Source organism: Allobosea sp. (assembly GCF_036675845.1).
In the GTDB taxonomy this organism is placed as follows: domain Bacteria; phylum Pseudomonadota; class Alphaproteobacteria; order Rhizobiales; family Beijerinckiaceae; genus Allobosea.
Genome location: NZ_JAKFED010000145.1, coordinates 75,373 through 97,798 on the forward strand (window position 1 = coordinate 75,373; position 22,426 = coordinate 97,798).

A 22,426-nucleotide genomic window follows, 5' to 3' on the forward strand; every position below is an offset into this window, starting at 1 on the left:
GTGCAGCGGGAGGGGATCATGAACGACGACATCAAGGCGATCGAGGCTGCGACCCGGACCTATCTCGACGGGCTCTATGAGGGCGATGTCGACAAGCTCGGCGCTGTCTTCCATCCGACCAGCGCGCTGACGCAGTCGCTCGACGGCGAGCTGAAGATCGTGCCGCGCGAGCAGTGGTTCGAAGCGGTCCGCGGCCGGCAGTCGCCGAAGCAGGCGGGGCTCGCCCGCGGCGATCATGTGCTGGCGATCGACCTGGTCGGGCCGTCCATGGCGCTGGTCAAGGTCAAGTGCCAGATGCCGCCGCGCTACTTCACCGACCTGCTGTCGTTCCTGAAGGTCGACGGCAAATGGGTCGTGGCGCAGAAGGTGTTCATGACCGAGACGGGTCAGTGACGAAACGCCTCCCCGTCATGGTCGGGCTTGTCCCGACCATCCACGTCTTCGTTCGTCAAGGACGGTGTTCAAGGCGTGGATGCTCGCCACAAGGGCGAGCATGACGGTGGAGAGATGACCGGCAAACTCCCCGAGAACGTCGCCTATTTCGCCCGCGCCCTGCGGATCGCCGGGCTGCGCGTCGGGCCGGGTGCGGTCGTCGAGGCGGTCGAGGCGCTGGCCGACGGCGCGCTCGGCGGGCGCGACGACGTCTACTGGGCGCTGCATGCGATCTTCGTGAAGAAGCATGAGGACAGCGCCGTCTACGACCAGGCGTTCAGGCTGTTCTGGCGCCGGCGCGGGCTGATCGAGAAGCTGATGGCGCAGATGTCGCCGGTGACGCCGCGGGTCGACGCCCCGCCGCAGAAGCCCGAGGCCGGGGCGCTGCGCGTCGCCGAGGCCTTCGCGCCGCCGCCGCGCGAGGAGGAGCCGCCGCCGAAGGAGCTGACCGAGCTCTCGGCGCGGCTGACCGTCTCGGAACGCGAGATCCTGAAAGCGCGCGACTTCGCCCAGATGAGCGCGGCCGAGATCGCCAGGGCCCGCCAGCTCATCGCCGAGCTGCGGCTGCCGGACGACAGCGTGCCGACGCGGCGCTTCCAGATGGCGCATCAGGGCGCGCGCATCGATCCGCGCCGCACCTTCCGGCGCTCGCTCCGGAGCGGCGGCGCGACGATCGACCTTGCCTTTCGCGAGCGGGCGCAGGTGCATCCGCCGCTGGTGGCGCTGGTCGATATCTCCGGCTCGATGGCCGAGTATTCCCGGATCTTCCTGCATTTCCTGCACGCGATCACCGAGCAGCGTCGTCGCGTCCACTCCTTCGTCTTCGGCACGCGCCTGACCAATGTCACCCGCAGCCTGCGCGCCCGCGACCCGGACGAGGCGCTGGCGCTGGCAGGCCGAGCGGCGCCGGACTGGGAGGGCGGCACGCGCATCGCCTCGGCCCTGCACGCCTTCAACCGGGTCTGGTCGCGCCGGGTGCTCGCCGGCGGGGCAGTGGTGCTGCTGTTCACCGACGGGCTCGAGCGCCATCTCGACGACGAGCTCGGCTTCGAGATGGACCGGCTGCAGCGCTCCTGCCGGAAACTGGTCTGGCTCAATCCGCTCCTGCGCTACGACGCTTTCGAGGCGCGGGCCAGCGGCATCCGGGCGATGCTGCCGCATGTCGATTCCTTCCGGCCGATCCACAATCTCGCGGCGATGGCCGATCTCTGCGCCGCGCTTTCGCCCGACGCACGGCAGGCCGGCGATCCGCGCCAGTGGTTGAAGAAGGCCGGGTGAGGCATGATGTTTTGTGCTGAGGCTCTATCGTCATTGCGAGGAGCGAAGCGACGCAGCAATCCAATGTCGCGGAGCGAAGCCTCCTGGATTGCTTCGCTTACGCTCGCAATGACGAAGGCGGCCGTCCGCTCGTCTCACGAGGTCTTCCCATGATCAGCACCGACACGGATATCCTTGCCACCGCCGAGGCCTGGGCCAAGGCCGGGCGCAGCGTCGCGCTTGCCACCGTGATCGAGACCTGGGGCTCGGCCCCGCGCCCGGTCGGCTCGCATCTCGTCGTCGACGGCGACGGCAATTTCCTCGGCTCGGTCTCCGGCGGCTGCGTCGAGGGCGCGGTCGTCGAGGAGGCGAGCGAGGTGATCGCCGAGGGCAGGCCGCGGACGCTGGAGTTCGGCGTCGCCGACGAGACGGCCTGGAAGGTCGGGCTGTCCTGCGGCGGCCGCATCAAGGTCTTCGTGGAAAAGGTGAACTGATGGCCTCCTGGGAAACCCTTCTCGCCTTCGCGACGCTGACCCTGCTCGTCGCCTATTTCCCCGGGCCGGCGCTGCTCTATACGGCGGCGCAGACCATCGCCCATGGCAAGAAGGCCGGGCTGATGGCGATGCTCGGCATCCATCTCGGCTGCTATCTGCACGTCTTTGCCGCCGCTTTCGGCCTCTCGGCGGTGTTCAAGCATGTGCCCGAGCTCTATCTCGCGGTGAAGCTCGCCGGTGCGTTCTATCTAGTCTGGCTCGGCATCGGCATGATCCGCTCCCGAATCGGGGCGCCTGAGCAGACGGCGCGGCCGGCCAAGACGGTACGGCGGGCGCTGGTCGATTCCTTCATCGTCGAGGTGCTGAACCCGAAGGTGGCGCTGTTCTTCATCGCGCTCCTGCCGCAGTTCGTCGATCCGGCCGGCTCGCTGCCGGTCTGGGCCCAACTCCTGATCCTCGGCGTCATCGTCAATTTCGCCTTCTCCTCGGCCGACCTCGTCACCGTGTTCGGGGCGACAGTGGTGATGAAGACGATGAAGGCGAGCCGGGCCGGCTTCGCCTTCGGACGCTGGCTCGGCGGCTCGCTGATGATCGGGCTCGGCGTCAAGCTCGCCGTCGACAAGGGCTGAGGCGGTGGAACTCGCGCTGCTCTCGACGCTCAATGCCGAGCGTGCCGCCCGCCGCGCGGCCGTCCTGGTCACCGATACGGATTCGGGTGCGCAGCGGCTGGTGAAGGCCGCCGATCTCGACCGCGACCCCCTGGCCGAGGCGCTCGACAAGCAGCTGCGCAGCGGCAAGAGCGGCTCGGTCGAGGTCGAAGGCAGCCATTATTTCCTGACCGTGCAGGCGCCGCCGCCGCGCCTGGTCGTCACCGGCGCCGTCCATATCTCGCAGGCGATGGCACCGATGGCGAAGCTGCTCGATCTCGACATCGCCGTCATCGACCCGCGCGCCGCCTTCGCGACGCCCGAGCGCTTTCCGGAAGTGACGCTGCTGGCGGAATGGCCGGACGAGGCGCTGAAGCGGCAGCCGCTCGACGCCTACACCGCCTTCGTGGCGCTGACGCATGATCCGAAGATCGACGATCCCGGCCTGGAGGCGGCGCTGCGCTCGGACTGCTTCTATATCGGCGCGCTCGGCAGCCGGAAGACGCATGGCAAGCGGCTGGAGCGGCTCGCGGCGGCCGGCTTCGGGGAGGCGCAGACCGCGCGCATCCATGCCCCGATCGGGCTCGACATCGGCGCCGTCTCGCCGGCCGAGATCGCGCTGGCGATCCTGGGCGAGATCGTCACCAGTTTGCGCGGCCCGCGCCGCAAGCCGGCATGAGTACCAGCCCATGAAGTTCGGCCCCATTCCCATCGGCGAGGCCGCCGGCAGCGTTGCCGCCCATACGGTGCGCGCCGGCGAGACCATCGTCCGCAAGGGCGCTACGATCACCGCGCAGGATGTCGAGCGGCTGGCGGCGGGCGGGCTCAGCGAGATCGTCGCCGTCCGGCTCGAGGCCGGCGACATCGACGAGAACAGTGCCGCCGAGCAACTGGCGCGGGCCATCGCCGGGCGGGCGGTGGTGACGGAGGCGCCCTTCACCGGCCGGGTCAACCTGTTCGCCGCGGCGGCCGGCGTGCTGACGATCGATACCGCGCTGATCGACGCGCTGAACGGCATCGACGAGGCGATCACGGTGGCGACGCTGCCGGCGCTGAAGGCGGTCGTCGCCGGCGAGATGGTCGGCACGGTGAAGATCATTCCCTATGCGGTGCAGGAGCGGCAGATCGCCGATGCGCTCGCGCGGCTCGGCACCGGCAAGCCGATCGCCGTCACCGAATACAAGCTGAAATCCGTGGCGGTGGTCTCGACCCTGTTGCCCGGGCTGAAGCCCTCGGTCGTCGACAAGACCCTGCGGGTGATGGCCGAGCGCCTGGCGCCGGCGGGCGGCACGATCGTGCTCGAGCAGCGCGTGCCGCATGAGAGCCCGCCGCTGGCGCAGGCGATCCGCGAGGCGGCGGCCGGGCCGGCCGAACTCGTCATCGTCTTCGGCGCCTCGGCGATCACCGACCGGCGCGATGTCGTGCCGCAGGCGCTGACCCTGGCCGGCGGACGCATCGAGCATCTCGGCATGCCGGTCGATCCCGGCAATCTGATGCTGATCGGCGAGCTTGACGGCAAGCCGGTGGTCGGCGCGCCCGGCTGCGCGCGCTCGCCCAAGGAGAACGGCTTCGACTGGGTGCTGCAGCGCTGCCTCGCCGGAATGCCGGTGACGCGCGCCGAGATCCAGGCCATGGGGGTCGGCGGGCTCCTGATGGAGATCATCTCGCGGCCGCAGCCGCGCGCGCCCGGCCACGCCGCGGTCGCGCCCGTCGCCGGGCTGGTGCTCGCGGCCGGGCGCTCGACCCGGATGGGGGAGGGCAACAAGCTGCTCCAGCCAGTGCGCGGCGAACCGCTCGTTCGCCATGCCGTCAAGGCGCAGCTCGCCTCGCGGGCCAGGCCGGTCCTCGTCGTCGTCGGCCACCAGGAGGCGGAGGTCCGGGCCGCGCTGACGGGGCTCGATGTCACCTTTGTGCGCAACCCCGCTTTCGCGGAGGGGCTCGCCGGCTCGCTCAAGGCGGGCGTCGCGGCGCTGCCGGCTGAGGCGGAGGGCGTGGTCGTCTCGCTCGGCGACATGCCGAACGTCACCGCCGGGGTCATCGACCGCCTGGCCCAGGCCTTCGCCGACCGGCCCGAAGCGCTCGCCGTGGCGCCGACCCTGCTCGGCCAGCGCGGCAATCCGGTGCTGCTGGCCAAGGCGCTTTTCGCCCAGGTGGCGGGGCTGGCCGGCGACGAGGGCGCAAGGCGGCTGCTCGCCGGGGCGGGCGATGCAGTCGAGGAGGTTCCGCTCGACGATCCCGCGATCGCGCTCGACGTCGACACGCCGGAGGCGCTGAAGGCGCTGACCGGGGCAGGGCCACGACCTTAGGGTCTGCTGCGTTTCCTCTGAACCGGGCGGTCCGGGAACACGACGCTTCCCGTCATTGCGAGGAGCGTCAGCGACGAAGCAATCCAGGGGCGGCAGAGCTCGACGATACTGGATTGCTTCGCTGCGCTCGCAATGACGGCGTGCCTCTTCGGGCAGGTCGTGGCGGGCTCAGGCCTGCCCCGGAATGACGGCGTGGTTCCGATAAAGCGCAGCGCAGTTCAGCGCTGCCAATAGACGCCGAGTGTCGCATAGGCTCCGCTCGGCGCGTCGCTGGTGCGCTGCGCGCCGGCGGCGATGCGCCAGCTCAGGCCGAACAGCCGCAGCCCGGTGAGATGCAGGCCGAGCCGGAGCTTGTGGTAGGCCTGCTGGCGGTAGGCCTCGATTTCGGGACCGAGATAGAGCCCCGGCGACAGCCGCCAGCCGGGCGAGAGCCGGAGCCAGAAGCGCTGGTCGAGCGTAGCGGCATAGGCATTGGCCTGGAGCAGCAGGTTGTCGAAGGGCGTCGCCCAGAGATCGGCCTGGAGCCGGGCGCCCAGGCGCTGATCGAACGTCGCGCGGTTTCCGGTCTCGCTGAAGACCGCCTCCAGCTCGGGGCCGGCCGACAGCGCGAAAAAGACGTCGCCGATGCGCCATTCATAGCCGATCATGGCATGGGCCTCGGTCTTGACCAGCCGGCCGCGCGCGGGCCGCCTTTCCGCGGGCTCGAAGCTCTCGCCCCATTTCAGGCCGAGCCGAAAACCGCTGGCCTCGAGCCCGCCCGGCCCGAAGGCACGCTTGAAGCCGACGGCGCCATGGCTCTTGCTGCGGTCGGTCTCGAGCGAAGCGAAGATCACCATCGAGAGCGGGCTGCGCTCGTGCAGGGTGCTGTCGGCAAATGCCGGAGCGGAGCCGAGGGCAGCCGCCGCACCGGCGACGGACCCGACAAATATCCTCGCCCGTTCGGCGACGCCCCACGCCACGCCAACGCCCCTTCGGCCGGGAAAGCGACCGATCGCCCCTGGCGCGAATGTGACAGCTGATGAAATTCCTGCAAGTTTTTGTTAACCTTGGCGGCGCAACCTGACGGCATCGGCCGGCGTTCTTCTCGCAGAGGAGGGTTTCGCGTCATGGTGTCCCAAGATTTCACCCGACAGCTCGCCGGCTACGGCCTGACCACCGCGACCATCCTGTATCGCCTGCCGGATCATCCGAGCTTCCTGCAGAGCTATATCTGGCAGGAATACGATCTGGCGCCGCGCTTCCCCGAGCTCCGCGCCTTCCTCGAATTCTGGCGGCGCGAGCTCGAGGGGCCGCTCCATTCGGTGACCGTGGCGCATTCGCGCCTGATCCGCCCGGCCGAGATCGTCAGCGTCAACGGTGTACTGACCTTGCATTGACGCCGCGCGCCGGCCGGGCTTGTTGGGCCGGCGCCGGCCATGCTACGGCGCAGGCCCAGCCCCCGGCCCGGCGATATCGTTTGTCATCCCCCTTACGCACCTCCGGTCTCCTGCTCGCGCTCGCCGGCCTTCCCGGCCCGCGCATCGCCGTCGGCGACATCGTCGCGGCGCTTCGCGACCGGGCCTATGCGCTGCTCGTCGTGCTGCTCGGCCTGCCGAACTGCCTGCCGATGCCGCCGCCGATCCCGCTGGTCTGCGGGCTCGTCCTCGCCTTCGTCGCGGCGCAGATGCTGATGGGGCGCGCCACGCCCTGGCTGCCGAAGAGGCTGCTCCGGCGCAGCATCGGCCAGGCCGATCTCGCCCGGGCGGTCCACCGGGCGCTGCCGCCGCTGATCCGGCTGGAACGCTTCTCGCGGCCGCGCCTGACCATGCTGGGGGGGCGCTTCGCGCTTCCGGTGCTGGGCGGGCTGCTGCTCATCCTGGCGCTCGGGCTGATCGTCGCGGCGCCGTTCATCGGCCAGATCCCGCTCGGCCTCGCCGTCTGCCTGGTCGGCCTCGGCCTGGTCGAGCGCGACGGCGTGGTGATCATCGCCGGGGCGGTGGTCGGCGCGGTCGGCCTCGCGCTCTCGGCCGGCTTCGCCTATGCGCTGGTGAGCTGGATCGCGAGCTTCTACTAGAGGCGGCCTAGTATTTTTTGTGCAGCCCTCATCCTGAGGAGCCATTCCGTGAGGAATGGCGTCTCGAAGGATGGTTCAGGAGGCTCTTGAATCATCTGGAGCATCCTTCGAGACGCGATCTGCGATCGCTCCTCAGGATGAGGGCTCGATTTTCGAGCGCACCCAAGGAAGCGGCTCAGGCCGCCAGCTCCTTCTCGAAGGGCTGGTCGAGCGCGAGCAGGCGGTCGATCTCCCGCGGCGGCACGCCCTTGGAGAACAGGAAGCCCTGCAGTTCGTGGCAGCCGACCGCCTGCAGGAAGCGGTGCTGCTCGGCGGTCTCGACGCCTTCGGCGCAGACGCGCAGGCCCAGCGCCCGGCCGAGATGCACGACCGAGTGCACGAGGATGGCGGATTCGCCGGTCGTCTCCATGTATTCGAGGAAGGAGCGGTCGATCTTGATCTTGTCGAAGGCGAAGCGGCGCAGATAGATCAGGCTCGAATAGCCGGTGCCGAAATCGTCGAGCGCGAGGCCGATGCCATGGGCGCGCAGGTCCATCATCGCGTTCTCGGCGGCGTCGGCATCCTCGACCACCACGCCTTCGGTCAGCTCCAGCTCGAGCCGGGCGGGGTCGAAGCCGGTCTCCTCGAGGATGCGGATGACGCTGGCGACGAAGTCCTTGTGACGGAACTGGATCGGCGAGACGTTGACGGCGAGCTTGATGCCCGGCCAGTTGAGGGCCTCCTCGCAGGCGCGGCGCAGCACCCATTCGCTCAGTGGCATGATCAGGCCGCGCTCCTCGGCGATGCCGATGAACTCCGAGGGGGGGATCATGCCGTGGACGGGGTGCGGCCAGCGCACCAGCGCCTCGACGCCGATGATGGTGGAGCCGTCGATCGAGACCTGGGGCTGGTAGTGCAGCAAGAGCTCGTCGCGGTTGATCGCATTGCGCAGGTCCTCCTCGACCATGCGCTTGAGCTGGAGCGCCCGGTTCATCTGCGGCTCGAAGAAGGAATAGCGGTTCCTGCCCTCGTTCTTGGCCTGGTAGAGGGCCGTGTCGGCGAGGCGCATCAGCGTGCCGCGGTCGCCGCCGTCCTGCGGGGCATGGGCGATGCCGATCGAGCAGCCGATGGTGACGGCAACCCCGCCGATCTCGAACGGTTCGGTCAGGGAATCGAGGATGCGCTCGCCGAGCACGGCGCTGGCGCCGGCTTCGTTCATATTGGTCTGGATGATGCCGAACTCGTCGCCGCCGAGGCGGGCGACGGTGTCGCCGACGCGCAGGATCGTCGTCAGCCGCTTCGCGACGTGGCGGATCAGCTCGTCACCGGCATTATGGCCGTAGGTGTCGTTGACCGCCTTGAAGCGGTCGAGGTCGAGCAGGAGGACGCCAAGTCCATTCTTGGTGCGGCCGAGCTGGGCGAGTTCCTGGTCGAGCCGCAGGTCGAAGGTGCGCCGGTTCGGCAAATTCGAGAGCTCGTCCTGGCCTGCCAGACGCTGGATCCGCTGTTCGCGCAGGGTGATCTGCACCGCAGCGTTGCGCAGGCGGTAGAAGACATAGGCGAAGATCGCGATGAAGATCAGGCCGACCCCGGCCAGGGCCCAGAAGAACTGCCGCATCATCATGTCGCCGGGCCGGTCGGGCGTCCAGGTCAACCAGGCCCTGACGGCGCCGTCGGGCGAGGGGATGTCGCGGCGGACCAGCGCATCGGTCGGCTGCCGGCTGGCGATCCGGACATTATTGAGCCGGTAGCGCTGCGCCAGCTGGTCGAGCAGGGCCTGGGTGGTGCGGCGATAGCCGACGATGAAGGCGGCGCCGTCCTGCGGGCGGGCATCCTCGCCGGCTGCCTGACGCGGCCTCAGGTCGGCCACGATCAGGCCGATCGTCTCCTGGCCGTCATGCCTGAGCACGGCGCGAAGCGGCCCCGTGGCCGCGATCGGGCCTGGGCCGGGCTCGGCATTCGGCGCGCCCGGCAAGTCGCGCGCGAAATGGCGCAGGCCTTCATAGCCGGCCTGGCCTGCCGGCTCGCCGCCCTCGACACCGGCCAGGACCTGCCCCGATGCGGTGACCAGATAGGCGCCGTCGAAGTCGAGGAAGCGGTTGGTGAGCCGGGAGAAGGCCCATTGCAGCGCCGGGCGCGGCAGGCTCCCATTGAGGATCGGCTGCAGCAGGCCGGCGGCGGTGATATTGTCCAGGCGCTGCCGGCGCAGGCGGACCTGGTTCTCGATCGCCGCCTCGATCCGGTCGCGCTGCCGCGCCGCCTCGACGCGGTTGGCGTCGATCATGATCGCGAGGATGACGCTGACAGCCGCCACCGTGACGAGCGCGAAGGCGCAGGCCAGGGTCACCACCGTGCTCGCCAGCATGCGCGCCGACGATTCCATGTTAGGCGTTCTAGCGAGAAGCGGCAAAATGCTCCACCTGGGGTCCGGGCGCGCGCAGAAGAGCCCACCCTGGCAGGCGAATCTTGCCATCCGGTTTCCGGCGCCGTTGCGAAATCGCCGGATTTCTTCATCTCGGCACGGGGAGAGAGCCGCGCCGAAAGGGCAGCCTGATCGCCCGGTCAGGCCTGCTCGGAATCTCGGAATCAGAAGTAATTCCGATAACGGATTGATATTGCTGTTTATATCGCTTTCATCGCAAGGATGGAGCGGAGCCCGGAACCGGCTCAGTTCGCCGGCGGCTGGTAAGGCGGGCGCGGAATCGCCATATGCGCGGCGCGCAGTGCGGCCGACCAGCGCTCGCGCAGATCGTGGAAATAGGGATCGCCAGCCTCGATCCGGAGGTTGAGCTCGGGCTCGGCCGCGTCGCGACGCAGGACGATCAGGTCGATCGGCAGTCCGACGCCGAGATTGGAGCGCATGGTCGAATCCATCGAGATCAGCCCGACCTTCAGCGCATCGTAGAGATCGGTCCTGAAGGTCACGGCGCGGTCGAGGATCGGCTTGCCGTATTTGTGCTCGCCGATCTGCAGGAAGGGCGCGTCCATGCCGCATTCGATGAAGTTGCCGGCCGAGTAGACCATGAAAAGCCGCATCGGCTGGCCCTCGATCTGGCCGCCGAACAGCATCGACACCTCGAATTTCAAGCCGGCTTCGCGCAGGGCGCCGCCGTCGGTTTCGCGCACCGCCCGGATGGCGCGGCCGACGAGCTGGGCGGCGCGGAACATCGAGGGGGCGTTCTGCAGCGTCTCGGCCTCGCCTGTCTCCGGATTCGGCACGCCCTCGTGCAGCAGGCTGACCACGGACTGGGAGACCGAGAGGTTGCCGGCGGTCGCGAGCGCCAGGGTGCGCTCGCCGGGCCAGGAGAAGATGTGCAGCTTGCGGAAGGTCGAGATGTCGTCGAGCCCGGCATTGGTGCGCGTGTCGGCGATCATCACGAGCCCGTCCTGGACGAGAAGGCCGGCGCAATAGGTCACGTTCGGGTCTCCGGAGGGCGGCAGGTCGGCGGCGCCAATCGGCAGCGAGCATGCGCCTCCTGCTGGTATCAGGCCAGCGTGGCAGCGACAATGCGCGCCCGCTAGAGCCGGATGATGTCAGATGGAATCATGGAATGATCCCATCTGACATCTGAATCCGTCTCTCACCAAAGAGTTAGAGCAGGATTCTTGCGAAAAACCGGTTTCCACTTTTTCGCATCCTGCTCATTGCCCCTGCTGGCGCGGCCGGGCGGCCTGGGCGCGGACCTCGATCAGCAGGCTCTCGCCATTGCCGCCGGTGCGGGCGCCGCGGACCGGGGCTGCGTCGGCATAGTCGAGCCCGGCGGCGACACGGACATGGGTGTCGATCGGGCACAGGCCATTGGCGCAGTCGAAGCCGATCCAGCCATAATCGTGCAGATAGGCCTCGGCCCAGGCATGGGCGCCGTCGGCATGGGGAAGCGTCTCCGATTCGGCGACATAGCCGGAGACATAGCGCGCCGGCGCGCCGAGCGCCCGGGCACAGGTCATGAAGACATGGGCGACATCCTGCGGGATGCCCTCGCGCGCCGCCAGGCAGGCGGCGGCGCCGATGCCGACGCGCTCTCCGGTCGGGACGCAGTCGACATGCTCGTGCACAGCATCCATCAGCGCGTGCAGGCGGGAAAGCTCGCTGCCGCCCTGGCCGGCGACCGCGCGCGCGAAGCTCCGCAGCGCTTCGTTCGGCTCGGTCAGCCGGGTGTCGCGCATGAAGACCTCGGGCGGCGTCTTTTCGACCACGCCGCGGACCACGCCGGCGAGGTCGACGGTATCGACCACGCCGCTGACCGCGATGACGTAGTTCTCGATCGGCCCCTCGGCCGAGAAGTCGTGGACGAGATTGCCGAACGGGTCCTGGCCGGTGTGCAGCCTGCCGTCGATGGTCGGCTCGATCCGCCAGGACATGACATGCTGGCCGTCATGGTCGCGGGGCGTCAGCCGCAGCACCTGCCGGAGCTGGCGCACCGGCTCGACGTATGTATAGGCGATGCTGTGCGAGATCCGGATTCGCATGGCGGCGGCTGGAGATCCTCGGTTCCGTCGGCGGCGGAAAGTCCTATTGCAGATACTGGTCGACGATGACCGCGCCAAGGCGGTTGTTCTCGGTGATGAAGTCCTCGATGAACTCGTGCAGGCCGCGCTGGAAGACCGCGTCGATCGGCATGCTCGACAGGCTCGTCAGCGTTTTCCTGGCCTGGCGCTGCGCCGGGCCGTGCCGGTCATAGGCGTCGGCGAGCGCGTCGAGGAAGCGCGAGATGTTCTCGTAGCAGCTCGCGAGCGAACGCGGCATGCGCTTGTTGAGGATCAGCAGATCGGCGATCAGCATCGGCTTGACCGCCTGGCGATAGACCCAGTGATAGGCCGTCAGCGCCGAGACTTCGCGCAGCATCGTGGTCCACTGGAAGTAGTCGAGCGAGCCGCCGACCTGCTCGGTCTCCGGCAGCAGCAGATGGTATTTCACGTCGAGGATGCGGGCCGTGTTGTCGGCCCGCTCGACATTGACGCCGAGCCGCGAGAACCAGTAGCCGTCGTCGCGCAGCATGGTGCGGTAGGCCGAGCCGTCGAAGACCAGCGAGACGTTCTTCACCCAGTCGAGGAAGCGGGCGAACTCCTCGCGATCCATGCGCTGGCGCTCGAAGCGCTGCAGTTCGAGCCAGGCGCCGTTGAGCGCGTCCCACATTTCCGAGGTCAGGGCGGTGCGTACCGCACGCGCGTTCGAGCGGGCGAGCGCGAAGCAGTTGCGGATCGAGGTCGGGTTGTCCGGGTTGAAGCTGAGGAAGTCGCAGACATTGCGCTCGTTCGCCTCGCCATAGGCCATGGCGAAGGTCTCCTCGCAGCCGGCGGTGGCGACCGCGCTCTGCCATTCGGTGCCGGCCCCGCCATAGGCGGAAGGCAGGTTGGTCAGGCGCGTGGTGGCGTCGAGGATGCGGGCGAGATACTCTGCCCGTTCGACATAGCGCGAGACCCAGTAGAGGCTGTCGGCGGTGCGCGAAAGCATGATCAGGTCCGGTCTGCTGGCGTGATGCGGCGTGCGCGGGCGCATGGTTGGCGGGGCAGGGACGAGGGAAGCGGCGCGCCGGTCGTCATGCATCGAGAACCCAGGTGTCCTTGGTGCCGCCGCCCTGGCTGGAATTGACCACGAGCGAGCCCTCCTGCAGGGCGACGCGGGTGAGCCCGCCCGGCACGCAGGAGATGCCGTTGGCGCCGGAGAGCACATAGGGTCGCAGGTCGACATGGCGCGGCGCGACGCCGGAGGCGACGAAGGTCGGGCAGGTCGAGAGCGCCAGCGTCGGCTGGGCGATGAAGCCCTCGGGCTGGGCCCTGAGCTTCTGGCGGAAGATCTCGATCTGCGCCTTGCTGGCATGGGGGCCGACCAGCATGCCGTAGCCGCCGGAGCCGTTGACCTCCTTCACCACCAGCTTCTCGAGATTGTCGAGCACATAGGCGTTGGCCTCGGGCTCCCGGCAGCGATGGGTCGGGACGTTCTTCAGGATCGGCTCCTCGCCGGTGAAGAACTTCACGATCTCGGGCATGTAGCTGTAGACCGCCTTGTCGTCGGCGACGCCGGTGCCGACCGCGTTGGCCAGCGTGACATTGCCGGCCTTGTAGGCGCCGATGATGCCGGGCACGCCCAGCACCGAGTCGCCGCGGAAGACCAGCGGGTCGATAAAATCGTCGTCGATGCGCCGGTAGATCACGTCGACGCGCTTCGGCCCCTGCGTGGTCCGCATGTAGACGACGTCTTCCTTGACCAGCAGGTCGGAGCCCTCGACCAGCTCGACGCCGAGCTTGTCGGCCAGGAAGGAGTGCTCGTAGAAGGCCGAGTTGTACTGGCCTGGCGTCAGGAGGCAGATCGTCGGATCGGAGGAGGCGCGGCGCGGCGCGACCGAGCGCAGGGTCGCGAGCAGCTGGTCCGGGTAGTTGTCGACCGGCGCGACGCGATGGGTGGCGAAGAGCTCGGGAAAGAGCCGCAGCATCACCTCGCGGTTCTCCATCATGTAGGAGACGCCGGAAGGGGTGCGGGCATTGTCCTCCAGCACATAGAAGGTGTCGGCGTCGACACGGACGATGTCGATGCCGGCGATATGGCAATAGATGCCGTGCGGTACCTGGAAATCGACCATCTGCAGCTGGTAGCAGGCATTGCGATAGACCAGATCGGCCGGGACGATGCCGGCCTTGAGGCATTCCTTCGGGCCGTAGACATCGGCGAGGAACATGTTCAGCGCCGTGACGCGCTGGCGCAGCCCCTTCTCCAGCTTCGTCCATTCCGGCTTGGTCAGCACCCGCGGGATGATGTCGAAGGGGATCAGCCGCTCGGTCGATTCCTCGTCGCCATAGACCGCGAAGGTGATGCCGATGCGGCGGAAGAACAGCTCGGCCTGCGAGCGGCGCAGCGCCAGCATCTCCGGCGGCGCCTCCTTCAGCCAGCGGTCGAGCTCGGTATAGGCGGAGCGCAATCCGCCTTCTCCCCCGGTCATCTCGTCGAACGCGACCATGCAGGCCTCTTCCCCCGTTTCGGGTAGCCTATGCTCAATCGAAGCGGTTCGGAAAGGGGCCTGCCGCCAAGCACTTCGGCGGAGCTGCCCAATTGCTGGGCAGGGCGGGTGGAGGCTCGCCGCGGCGGCGTTCCGCTCAGATCAGCCCGAGCCCCTTGAAGCTGGCATGGCCGTCGCGGCCGACGATGATATGGTCGTGGATCGCGAGGCCGAGCGGCCTGGCGATATCGACGAGTTCCTTCGTCATCCTGACATCGGCGCCGGACGGCGTCGGGTCGCCGGAAGGATGGTTGTGGACCAGGATCAGGGCGGTGGCGGAGAGCTCCAGCGCCCGGCGCATCACCTCGCGCGGATAGACCGGCGTGTGGTCGACGGTGCCGGTCTGCTGCACCTCGTCGGCGATCAGGGCGTTCTTCTTGTCGAGGAAGAGGATGCGGAACTGCTCGCGTTCGGCGAAGGCCATCGCCATCCGGCAATAATCGATCACCGAGGACCAGGAGGACAGCACCGGCTTCTTGGCGACCGCGCCCTTGGCCATGCGCCGCAGCGCCGCCTCGACGACCTTCAGGTCGACGGCGACGCTCTCGCCGACGCCCTTGACCTCGGTCAGCCGCGAGGCCGGGGCGCCGAGCACCTCGGCGAAGGAGCCGAAATGCTGGATCAGCTGCTTGGCGAGCGGCTTGACGTCGCGCTGCGGGATCGAGCGGAAGAGCAGCAGCTCGAGCAGCTCGTAATCGGGCAGGGCGCTGTCGCCGCCTTCGAGGAAGCGCTGGCGCAGGCGCTCGCGATGGCCGAGATGATGCGGGGCTGCGCTATCGGGAGCGGCAAGGGGAACGGATCTGCCCTTGCCGCCCTCGTTCATCTGGGCGCGAGCGGGTTGTCCCGGCCGGCGGGCGAGAGCGTGAAAATCTCGCAGCCGGTGTCGGTGACGCCGACCGTGTGCTCGAACTGGGCCGAGAGCGAGCGATCGCGCGTCACGGCGGTCCAGCCATCGGAAAGCACCTTCACGCTCGCCTTGCCGAGATTGATCATCGGCTCGATGGTGAAGAGCATGCCGGGCTTCAGTTCGGCGCCTTCGCCGGGGCTGCCATAGTGCAGGATGTTCGGCGCGTCGTGGAAGACCTGGCCGAGGCCGTGGCCGCAGAAATCGCGAACCACCGAGCAACGCTCGCTCTCGGCATAGCGCTGGATGGCAAAGCCGATATCGCCGGTGGTCGCGCCCGGACGCACCGCATTGATGCCGCGCAACAGGCTCTCATAGGTGATCTCGATCAGCCGCTCGGCCTTGCGCGGAATCTCGCCGACGCCGAACATCCGGCTGGAATCGCCATGCCAGCCGTCGAGGATCAGGGTGTAGTCGATATTGACGATGTCGCCCTCGCGCAGCGGCTTGTCGTCGGGGATGCCGTGGCAGACGACATGGTTGATCGAGGTGCAGATCGACTTGGTGTAGCCGCGGTAGAACAGCGTCGCCAGATAGGCGCCGTTGTCCATGGCGAACTGGAACGCGAGGTCGTCGAGCCGCTGCGTGGTCACGCCCGGCCGAATCTCGTCGGCGAGCATGTCGAGCCCCTGCGCCGTCAGGCGCCCGGCTTTGCGCATGCCGTGGAAGGCCTCGGCACCGTGCAGCTTGATGTTGGGCTCGCGTCTCACGCGGCCGATCGATTCGTCGAGGGTCATTTCAACAGGCTGCTCCTTGCTCCCCTTATCTATTGGGTTTGGGCCGCCGCGCAAGGCGGAGGCGCTGCGATGGAGCGCCGGCCCGGGCCGGTTTCGGCCCTTGCCCTTCGCTGAAGCAGGCCATCAGGGGCACCGGAATCTGCACCGGCGACATAATTACCGCGTGTTTCACCCTAGAATAATCTCGATAATCATTGCGAGATTAGAAATAATAGCCTGAATTTTATCTATAACAATTAAAATCTAAAAGTATTGACTTCGTTCTGGCTACATTGTTAGGCCGCGCCATCGCTTTCTTTCGAAGGTTGCGCGCTGTGAATATTCGCCTTGCCCTGTTGGGTTCGTCTGCTTTTCTTCTCGCCCCGGCTGTGGCCTTTGCGCAAGCCGAGAGCGGCAGGCAAATCCAGCTCGAGACGATCGTGGTGGAGGGGCAGGGCGGCGGCGTGCCGGGCGTCTTCACGGCGGACGGCTTTGTCGCGACCTCCGGGCGAAGCGCCACCAAGACCGATACGCCGCTGCTCGAGACGCCGCTGTCGATCTCGACGGTGACGCAGACGCAGCTCGAACAGCGCAAGCCGCAGACCCTGCTCGAGGCGCTGGCCTACACGCCCGGCGCCCGCGTCGGCACCTATGGCTTCGATCCGCGCTACGACGCCTTCACCATCCGCGGCATCGACGTGACGCACAATGCCGTGTTCCGCGACGGCCTGCGCCAGATCGGCAGCCCGAACGGGCTGATGCGGCTCGAGCCTTATGGGCTGGAGGCGATCTCGATCCTGCGCGGTCCGGCCTCGGCGATCTACGGCGCCAGCACCAGCGCCGGCATCGTCGACCTGATCTCGAAGCGGCCGACCGAGACCCCGTTCCGCGAGATCGAAATCCAGGGCGGCTCCTTCGGCCGCAAGCAGTTCGCCTTCGACCTGTCCGGCCCGGCCAACCCGGAAGCTACGCTGCTCTACCGGCTGACCGGTCTCGTCCGCGACGCGAAGACCGATATCAGCGCGATCAGGGACGGCCGCGTCTTCATCGCGCCGGCGCTGACCTGGAAGCCGAACGAGGCGACGAAGCTCACCGTGCTGGGCGAATACATGGATTCGACCACGGGCGGCACGGCGGCCTATCTCAACCGATACGGGCCTTACATCGACCGCCAGGGCAATGTGCTCTTCAAGACCATGGGCGCGACCAGGGCCTATGTCGGCGACAAGCGCTACAACGACTTCCGCCAGCAGCAGGCGCGCATCGGCTACGAGTTCGAGCACAAGTTCGACGAGGTCTTCACGCTGCGCCAGCGGGCCCGCTTCTCGAAGCTCGGCAACAACCAGCAATATGTCTATGGCGAGCCGGGGCTGACCCGCGAGAACACCGAAGGCTTTTCGGCCGACACCTCGCTCGAGGCGAAGTTCCGGACCGGGCCGGTCGACCATACCGTGCTGGCCGGCGTCGATTTCAGCCAACTCCACTACAAGAGCAAGGAAGCCTTCGGTGGCGTGCCGCTCGGCTACAACCCGGCGTTCCTGTGGCGGACCGAGCAGACGCTGACGACGACCGGCGTTTACCTGCAGGACCAGGTCAGATGGCAGAACTGGCGCCTCACCGCCGGCCTTCGTCATGACTGGGTCGACAGCACGTTCGAGGCGGGCGCGGCCGGCGCGGTGCCGGCCGAGAGCAAGCGCAGCGACGGCAAGTTCACCGGCCGCGCCGCGCTGTCCTACGTCACCGATTTCGGCCTCGCGCCCTATGTCAGCTACGGCACCTCCTTCGTGCCCAATCCCGGCACGGTGCTGAATGGCGGCATCGCCCAGCCGACGAGCGGCGAACAGGCGGAACTCGGCGTGAAATACGACCTGCCGGGCCAGAACGCCTCGCTGCGGGCGGCAGTGTTCAACATCCGCCAGGACAATGGCGTGGTCTACGAGGTGGTCGAGGGCCTCAACCGGCAGGTCCAGCTCGATCTGCGCTCGAGCGGCTTCGAGATCGAGGGCGTCGCCTCGCTGGCGAACGGGCTCAGCCTGCAGGCGTCCTATTCCTACAACGATGCGCGCATCAAGAAGCTGACGCCCGAGACGGTCGGCAACCGCCTGACCAGCGTGCCCTATCACATGGCCTCGCTCTGGCTCGACTACACGGTCCAGCAGGGCGCGGCGAAGGGCCTCGGCTTCGGCGGCGGCGTGCGCTATGTCGGCTCCAGCCTCGGCGACAACCTCAATCGGCCGGTGATCGACAACAAGGCCCGCACCTTCGTCGACGCCTCGATCCGCTACGATCTGGAAAACCTCAACCCGCAGCTCAAGGGCATGCGGCTGCAGGTCAACGCCACCAATCTGCTCGACGAGGTCAGCCAGACCTGCACTGCCGGCTACTGCTATTTCGACGAGGGTCGCAAGGTCGTCGCCAGCCTGCGTTACCGCTGGTGAGCGCCGCCGGGCCAGTGGCCCCGGCCGGGCGCGGCCTGGCTTCGCCCGCCGGCATCGTGCTCGCCATCGGCGGGCTCTATGTCGGCCAGAGCATCATCGGCGGGCTGACCTTCATCGCCCTGCCGAGCGTGCTGCGCGAGCGCGGCCTGCCGCTCGACCAGATCGGCCTGACCTATCTCGCCGTCCTGCCCTGGGCGCTGAAATTCCTCTGGGCCCCGGCTATCGAGCGCTACCGGCTGCCGCCCGTCGGGGCGAGCCGCTCGCGCCGGATCGTCGTCGCCACGGCCGCGCTCTCGGCGCTCGGGCTCGCTCTTGCCGCCCTGATCGGCCCGACCAGCCTCGTCCCGCTCATCGCCGTCTTCGTCCTGATCGCCTTCGCCGCCGCGACCGGCGACATCGCCTGCGACGGCCACGCGGTCGAGACCCTGTCGGAGCGTCATCACGGCTGGGGCAATGCGGCGCAGGTCGGCGGCGCCTATCTCGGCTCGGCGCTCGGCTCCGGCCTGTTCCTTGTCCTCGTCGCCCGCTCCGGCTGGGCATGGGCGACGCTGGCCATGGCGGCGCTGCTGATCGGCCTCGCCTTGCCCTTCCTCCTGTCGCCGGCGCCGCCCTCGCCGGGTCTGCGCACGCACCAGCCTTCGCTGCGCGAGGCGCTGGCGCGCAGCGAGATGCGGGCCGGCCTGGTTCTGGCCGCCGTCTTCGTCACGGCGCAGAAATGGGGCGTTGCGATGCTCGGGCCGTTCCTGGTCGATTCCGGGCTCGATCTCGTCTCGCTGGGTATCGTCAATGGCCTCGGCGGGCTGGCGGTCGGCTTCGCCTGCGCGCTTCTCGGCGGGGCGCTGGTGCGCCTCTGGGGCGCGCGAACCGTCATGGTGCTGGCGCTCGTCCTGCAGGCAGCCTCGCTCGCCGGCATTGCCTTCGCGGCCTGGCGCGGCCTGCCGCAGCCGGTGCTGCTGATGCTGGCCTTGACCAGCTCGTCCGGCGTGATGGCGCTGGGCTTCGTCGCGCTCTACGCCCGTTTCATGGCCTTGTCGGACCCGCGCCAGGCCGGCGTCGATTTCACGCTGCTGCAGTGCATGGACGGGCTGGTCAGCATGGCGGGCGGCATCGGCGCCGGCTGGATCGCCCAGCATCTCGGCTATGGCGCCTGCTTTGCGCTCGCCGCCGCCGCTGCGCTGCTGGCGGCGCCGGTGGTCGCGATCCTGGCGCGCCGCGCCGCCAGCTTCCGGCGCGGCCAAAGCGGGCAGCCCGCCATGGCCGCCGGAGTCTAGGCCGCCGATGCTGCCGGTGCTGGCCCAGTGCCTCCCCGAGGCTCTCGCCTGGTATCGCGACAAGCTCGCGCTGCCCGGCGCGCATGCCGGCACCATCCCCGGCACGGATCTGCTCGACGGAGCCGTCACCGAGCGGCTGATGACGCGTTTTTCGAAAAGCCATCCCGGCGGCGATCGCCGGGCACTGGTCTCGATGTGGACGCAATGGCATTTCGGCATGCTGATCATCCCGGCCACGGCGGCGATCGTGGTGCTCGATCGCGATCTGCCGGTCGGGCTCGACCGGATCGGCGTCGCGCCGCATGAGGAAGGCCGCACCGCGGCGCTCGTCCTCGCCGACGAAGGCGAGAAGCGTGCGCCCCGGGCGGCCCGCTTCTCGCGCCTCTTCGACGGGCATGTCGCGCCGCTGATCGCGCATTTCGCCAGCCATTTCGAGGTCTCGCCGCGGCTGCTCTGGAGCAATGCGACGGCGATCTTCGAGTGGACGCTGCAAGAGTTCGCCGCTGCCGGCACGGCCCAGCCGGAGGCGCTCGGCGAGGGCTTCGCGCTGCTGCAGAGCCAGTCCGGCCCCGACGGGCGGCGCAATCCGATGTTCGGCGCGGTCCGCTATCCGCTGTGCGACGGCGAGCCGACGCGACAGCGGAAGGTCTGCTGCCTGCGCTATCTGCTGCCGGGCGTCGCCTGCTGCGGCAGCCTTTGCCCCTTGCCGGAAGCGCGCGGCTGAGATCAACCGGCTGGCGTAAGGCGCGCTCGGGGTGTATCAGCCGGCCAATGGCACTGAACGACATGCAGATGGGCGAGGAACAGCCCTACGGGACCTTCGCGCCGCAAGGGCTCGTGGCCCGGATCATCGGCCGGACGCGCCGCGCGTCCGGCTCCTTCCTCGGGCGCAAGTTCGCCTTCGCGCTGCGCCGGCTCGGGCTCAAGGCGCTGAAGGGGCGCCCGGTCGATATCGAGGCGCTCGGCGCCCAGATGCGGCTCTACCCGGACGGCAATGTCTGCGAGAAGCGCGTGCTGTTCACGCCGCAGTATTTCGATGCCCGCGAGCGCGAACTGCTCGCAGGCCGGATCGGCGAAGGCTTCTGCTTCATCGATATCGGCGCCAATATCGGAGCCTATTCGCTGTTCGTCGCCGCCAGGGCCGGACGGCGGGCGCGCATCCTCGCCGTCGAGCCGCAGCCGGAGGTCTTCGCCCGGCTGACCTACAACATCGCCCGCAATCCGTTCGGCACGATCAAGGCCATCGCCTGCGCGCTGGCCGACAAGCCGGGCGAGCTGACGCTCTTCCTCGACCCCGCCAACCGGGGCGAGTCGAGCGTGCGCCTGCTGCGCTCCAGCAACTCGACCTCGGTGCGCGTGCCGGCGACCACCCTGCTCGCGCTGATGCAGAGCGAGGGCTATGAGCGGCTCGACGCGATCAAGCTCGATGTCGAGGGCGCCGAGGACCTGATCCTGGAGCCCTTCCTGCGCGACGCGCCCGAAGCCCTCTGGCCCGGCTTCGTCATCATCGAGGATTCGCGGTCGCGCTGGCAGGTCGATCTGCCGGCCCTGCTGGAGGCCAGGGGCTATCGCCTGCTGGCCCAGACCCGGCTCAACCTCGTCTATGAGCGCAAGGCTTCCTGATCCGCCCTGCCACGCATGACGGCTCCGCCGTGGGCGGCGCTTGAGCGGCCGGCCGCGAGGCGCTTAGCTCGCGCCAGAGCCGGTTGAAGTCATCCGGCTCGAGTCCGCGGCGCCCGTCACCTCGACAACCCAGGAACCTGCCCATGACCGCGCCGTCGAACAAGGCCTTCGAGCCGCCGGTGACCGCCGCGATCCTGGTGATCGGCGACGAGATCCTGTCGGGGCGGACCAAGGACAGGAATATCGGCTACATCGCCGAGTTCCTCACCAATATCGGCATCGAGCTGCGCGAGGTCCGGATCGTGCCGGACCTGACGGACGAGATCGTCTCGGCGCTGAATGCGATCCGCTCCCGCTACACCTATGTCTTCACCACCGGCGGCATCGGCCCGACCCATGACGACATCACCGCGGATGCGGTCGCCTGCGCCTTCGGCGTCGCGATCGATTACGATCCGCGTGCCGTCGCCATGCTGGCCGAGCGCTTTCCGGCCGACCAGCTCAACGAGGCCCGCATGCGGATGACGCGCATTCCCGCCGGGGCCGAGCTGATCGCCAATTCGGTCTCCAAGGCGCCGGGCTTCCGGATCGGCAACGTCCATGTCATGGCCGGCGTCCCGGCGATCATGCAGGCCATGCTCGACGTCGTGGCGCCGACCCTGAAGACCGGCGTCAAGATCCTTTCCGAAACGGTACGCGCCGGCCTGCGCGAGGGCGATATCGGCACGCCGCTCGCCGCGGTCGCCAAGGCGCATCCCGGCTGTGCCATCGGCTCCTATCCGTTCTGGTCGGAGACCGGCCCCGATACCAACGTCGTCGTGCGCTCGCGCGAGCCGGAGAAGCTGATGGCCGCCGTCGCCGCGGTCGAGGCGATGCTCGAGGCGGAGCGGGCCCGGCTTCAGGGCTGAGCAGGGCCGCACCTGCCGGCGACCGGAAAACATCTGCGCAATCTGCGGTCGCAGATGAGCCGACGGCGCCGTCGAGCCTGCGGGCCGTTCTGGGGTGTCTTTGCGACGCGCCGCCGAAGTTATTTGAAATGACTCCAGTCTTGAATTTTTCCTGGGCCCTCATCGTCTTGATGAAGACCATGTAAGATCGTTGACGGGATTTTATTGCCTTTGGTAAGGTGGATTCGCTATGAAGATGTATTCTTGATTTATCTACTTTCTGAATTTAATAATCATAAGAAAAATTTGCATTTTTGCTAGTGATTATTGGCTCTCTTAGCTGTCTGTAAACCATCTTAATCCATGCTGGTCTCTGCTGACGACGTCCGCGGCACGGAATGCAAGGGGGATGGGCATGCGGCTG

General features: G+C 68.1%; 21 protein-coding genes. 13 read left to right on the plus strand and 8 right to left on the minus strand.

Annotated features, from left to right (window positions below; all coding sequences use genetic code 11):
• Positions 1-18 precede the first annotated feature (18 nt).
• The 6 genes from V6M56_RS15505 to V6M56_RS15530 all read left to right on the plus strand — a co-directional run bounded on the left by V6M56_RS15505 (position 19) and on the right by V6M56_RS15530 (position 5,136).
• Positions 19-393 carry a nuclear transport factor 2 family protein gene (locus tag V6M56_RS15505; protein ID WP_332685035.1) on the plus strand — a complete coding sequence of 125 codons (375 nt, stop codon included), beginning with the start codon at positions 19-21 and terminating at the stop codon, positions 391-393.
• Positions 394-507: 114 nt separating this feature from the next.
• Positions 508-1,710: a vWA domain-containing protein gene (locus V6M56_RS15510; RefSeq protein ID WP_332685037.1), complete on the plus strand. Its 1,203-nt coding sequence runs from the start codon at positions 508-510 to the stop codon at positions 1,708-1,710.
• 149 nt (positions 1,711-1,859) lie between these two features.
• Positions 1,860-2,183 carry an XdhC family protein gene (locus tag V6M56_RS15515; RefSeq protein ID WP_332685039.1) on the plus strand — a complete coding sequence of 108 codons (324 nt, stop codon included), beginning with the start codon at positions 1,860-1,862 and terminating at the stop codon, positions 2,181-2,183.
• Positions 2,183-2,812, plus strand: coding sequence for a LysE family translocator (locus tag V6M56_RS15520; RefSeq protein WP_332685040.1), 630 nt, complete (start codon positions 2,183-2,185; stop codon positions 2,810-2,812). Before V6M56_RS15515 ends, V6M56_RS15520 begins: the two co-directional genes overlap by 1 nt.
• A gap of 4 nt (positions 2,813-2,816) precedes the next feature.
• Positions 2,817-3,509: an XdhC family protein gene (locus tag V6M56_RS15525; RefSeq protein ID WP_332685041.1), complete on the plus strand. Its 693-nt coding sequence runs from the start codon at positions 2,817-2,819 to the stop codon at positions 3,507-3,509.
• Positions 3,510-3,519: 10 nt separating this feature from the next.
• The gene (locus V6M56_RS15530; RefSeq protein ID WP_332685042.1) at positions 3,520-5,136 is read left to right on the plus strand and encodes a molybdopterin-binding/glycosyltransferase family 2 protein; all 1,617 of its coding nucleotides are present in this window, start codon (positions 3,520-3,522) and stop codon (positions 5,134-5,136) included.
• 218 nt (positions 5,137-5,354) lie between these two features.
• Here V6M56_RS15530 and bcsS read toward each other — a convergent pair whose 3' ends face one another.
• On the minus strand, positions 5,355-6,095 hold the full coding sequence (gene bcsS, locus V6M56_RS15535; RefSeq protein ID WP_332685044.1) for a cellulose biosynthesis protein BcsS: 741 nt from the start codon (positions 6,093-6,095) through the stop codon (positions 5,355-5,357).
• 147 nt (positions 6,096-6,242) lie between these two features.
• On the opposite strand from bcsS, the gene V6M56_RS15540 reads away from it, so the two are divergent.
• Together V6M56_RS15540 and V6M56_RS15545 are read left to right on the plus strand one after the other, a co-directional pair.
• A complete protein-coding gene (locus tag V6M56_RS15540; protein ID WP_332685045.1) occupies positions 6,243-6,512 on the plus strand; it encodes an usg protein in 270 nt (89 codons plus the stop codon).
• 80 nt (positions 6,513-6,592) lie between these two features.
• On the plus strand, positions 6,593-7,189 hold the full coding sequence (locus tag V6M56_RS15545; RefSeq protein ID WP_332685047.1) for an exopolysaccharide biosynthesis protein: 597 nt from the start codon (positions 6,593-6,595) through the stop codon (positions 7,187-7,189).
• A 175-nt stretch (positions 7,190-7,364) separates the two neighbouring features.
• Here V6M56_RS15545 and V6M56_RS15550 read toward each other — a convergent pair whose 3' ends face one another.
• The 7 genes from V6M56_RS15550 to map form a co-directional block, all read right to left on the minus strand.
• Positions 7,365-9,551 carry a putative bifunctional diguanylate cyclase/phosphodiesterase gene (locus V6M56_RS15550; RefSeq protein ID WP_332685048.1) on the minus strand — a complete coding sequence of 729 codons (2,187 nt, stop codon included), beginning with the start codon at positions 9,549-9,551 and terminating at the stop codon, positions 7,365-7,367.
• Positions 9,552-9,835: 284 nt separating this feature from the next.
• On the minus strand, positions 9,836-10,585 hold the full coding sequence (locus V6M56_RS15555; RefSeq protein WP_332685049.1) for a proteasome-type protease: 750 nt from the start codon (positions 10,583-10,585) through the stop codon (positions 9,836-9,838).
• A gap of 225 nt (positions 10,586-10,810) precedes the next feature.
• A complete protein-coding gene (locus V6M56_RS15560) occupies positions 10,811-11,638 on the minus strand; it encodes a transglutaminase family protein (RefSeq protein WP_332685050.1) in 828 nt (275 codons plus the stop codon).
• 43 nt (positions 11,639-11,681) lie between these two features.
• Positions 11,682-12,623 carry an alpha-E domain-containing protein gene (locus tag V6M56_RS15565; protein WP_332685051.1) on the minus strand — a complete coding sequence of 314 codons (942 nt, stop codon included), beginning with the start codon at positions 12,621-12,623 and terminating at the stop codon, positions 11,682-11,684.
• Between the two features lie 85 nt (positions 12,624-12,708).
• Positions 12,709-14,124 carry a circularly permuted type 2 ATP-grasp protein gene (locus V6M56_RS15570; RefSeq protein WP_332685052.1) on the minus strand — a complete coding sequence of 472 codons (1,416 nt, stop codon included), beginning with the start codon at positions 14,122-14,124 and terminating at the stop codon, positions 12,709-12,711.
• A gap of 136 nt (positions 14,125-14,260) precedes the next feature.
• A complete protein-coding gene (radC, locus tag V6M56_RS15575) occupies positions 14,261-14,986 on the minus strand; it encodes a RadC family protein (RefSeq protein ID WP_332685053.1) in 726 nt (241 codons plus the stop codon).
• Positions 14,983-15,804, minus strand: a complete 822-nt coding sequence (gene map, locus V6M56_RS15580) for a type I methionyl aminopeptidase (RefSeq protein ID WP_332685054.1) — start codon at positions 15,802-15,804, stop codon at positions 14,983-14,985. Before map ends, radC begins: the two co-directional genes overlap by 4 nt.
• A gap of 272 nt (positions 15,805-16,076) precedes the next feature.
• On the opposite strand from map, the gene V6M56_RS15585 reads away from it, so the two are divergent.
• The 5 genes from V6M56_RS15585 to V6M56_RS15605 all read left to right on the plus strand — a co-directional run bounded on the left by V6M56_RS15585 (position 16,077) and on the right by V6M56_RS15605 (position 22,023).
• Complete coding sequence (locus tag V6M56_RS15585; RefSeq protein WP_442881171.1) at positions 16,077-18,221, plus strand: TonB-dependent siderophore receptor; 2,145 nt, start codon at positions 16,077-16,079, stop codon at positions 18,219-18,221.
• Positions 18,218-19,492 carry an MFS transporter gene (locus V6M56_RS15590; protein WP_332685057.1) on the plus strand — a complete coding sequence of 425 codons (1,275 nt, stop codon included), beginning with the start codon at positions 18,218-18,220 and terminating at the stop codon, positions 19,490-19,492. The genes V6M56_RS15585 and V6M56_RS15590 overlap by 4 nt, the downstream gene beginning before the upstream one ends.
• A 7-nt stretch (positions 19,493-19,499) precedes the next feature.
• Positions 19,500-20,216: a siderophore-iron reductase FhuF gene (gene fhuF, locus V6M56_RS15595; protein ID WP_332685058.1), complete on the plus strand. Its 717-nt coding sequence runs from the start codon at positions 19,500-19,502 to the stop codon at positions 20,214-20,216.
• Between the two features lie 47 nt (positions 20,217-20,263).
• Positions 20,264-21,115: an FkbM family methyltransferase gene (locus V6M56_RS15600; RefSeq protein ID WP_332685059.1), complete on the plus strand. Its 852-nt coding sequence runs from the start codon at positions 20,264-20,266 to the stop codon at positions 21,113-21,115.
• 143 nt (positions 21,116-21,258) lie between these two features.
• A complete protein-coding gene (locus tag V6M56_RS15605) occupies positions 21,259-22,023 on the plus strand; it encodes a competence/damage-inducible protein A (RefSeq protein WP_332685060.1) in 765 nt (254 codons plus the stop codon).
• The last annotated feature ends 403 nt before the right edge of the window (positions 22,024-22,426 follow it).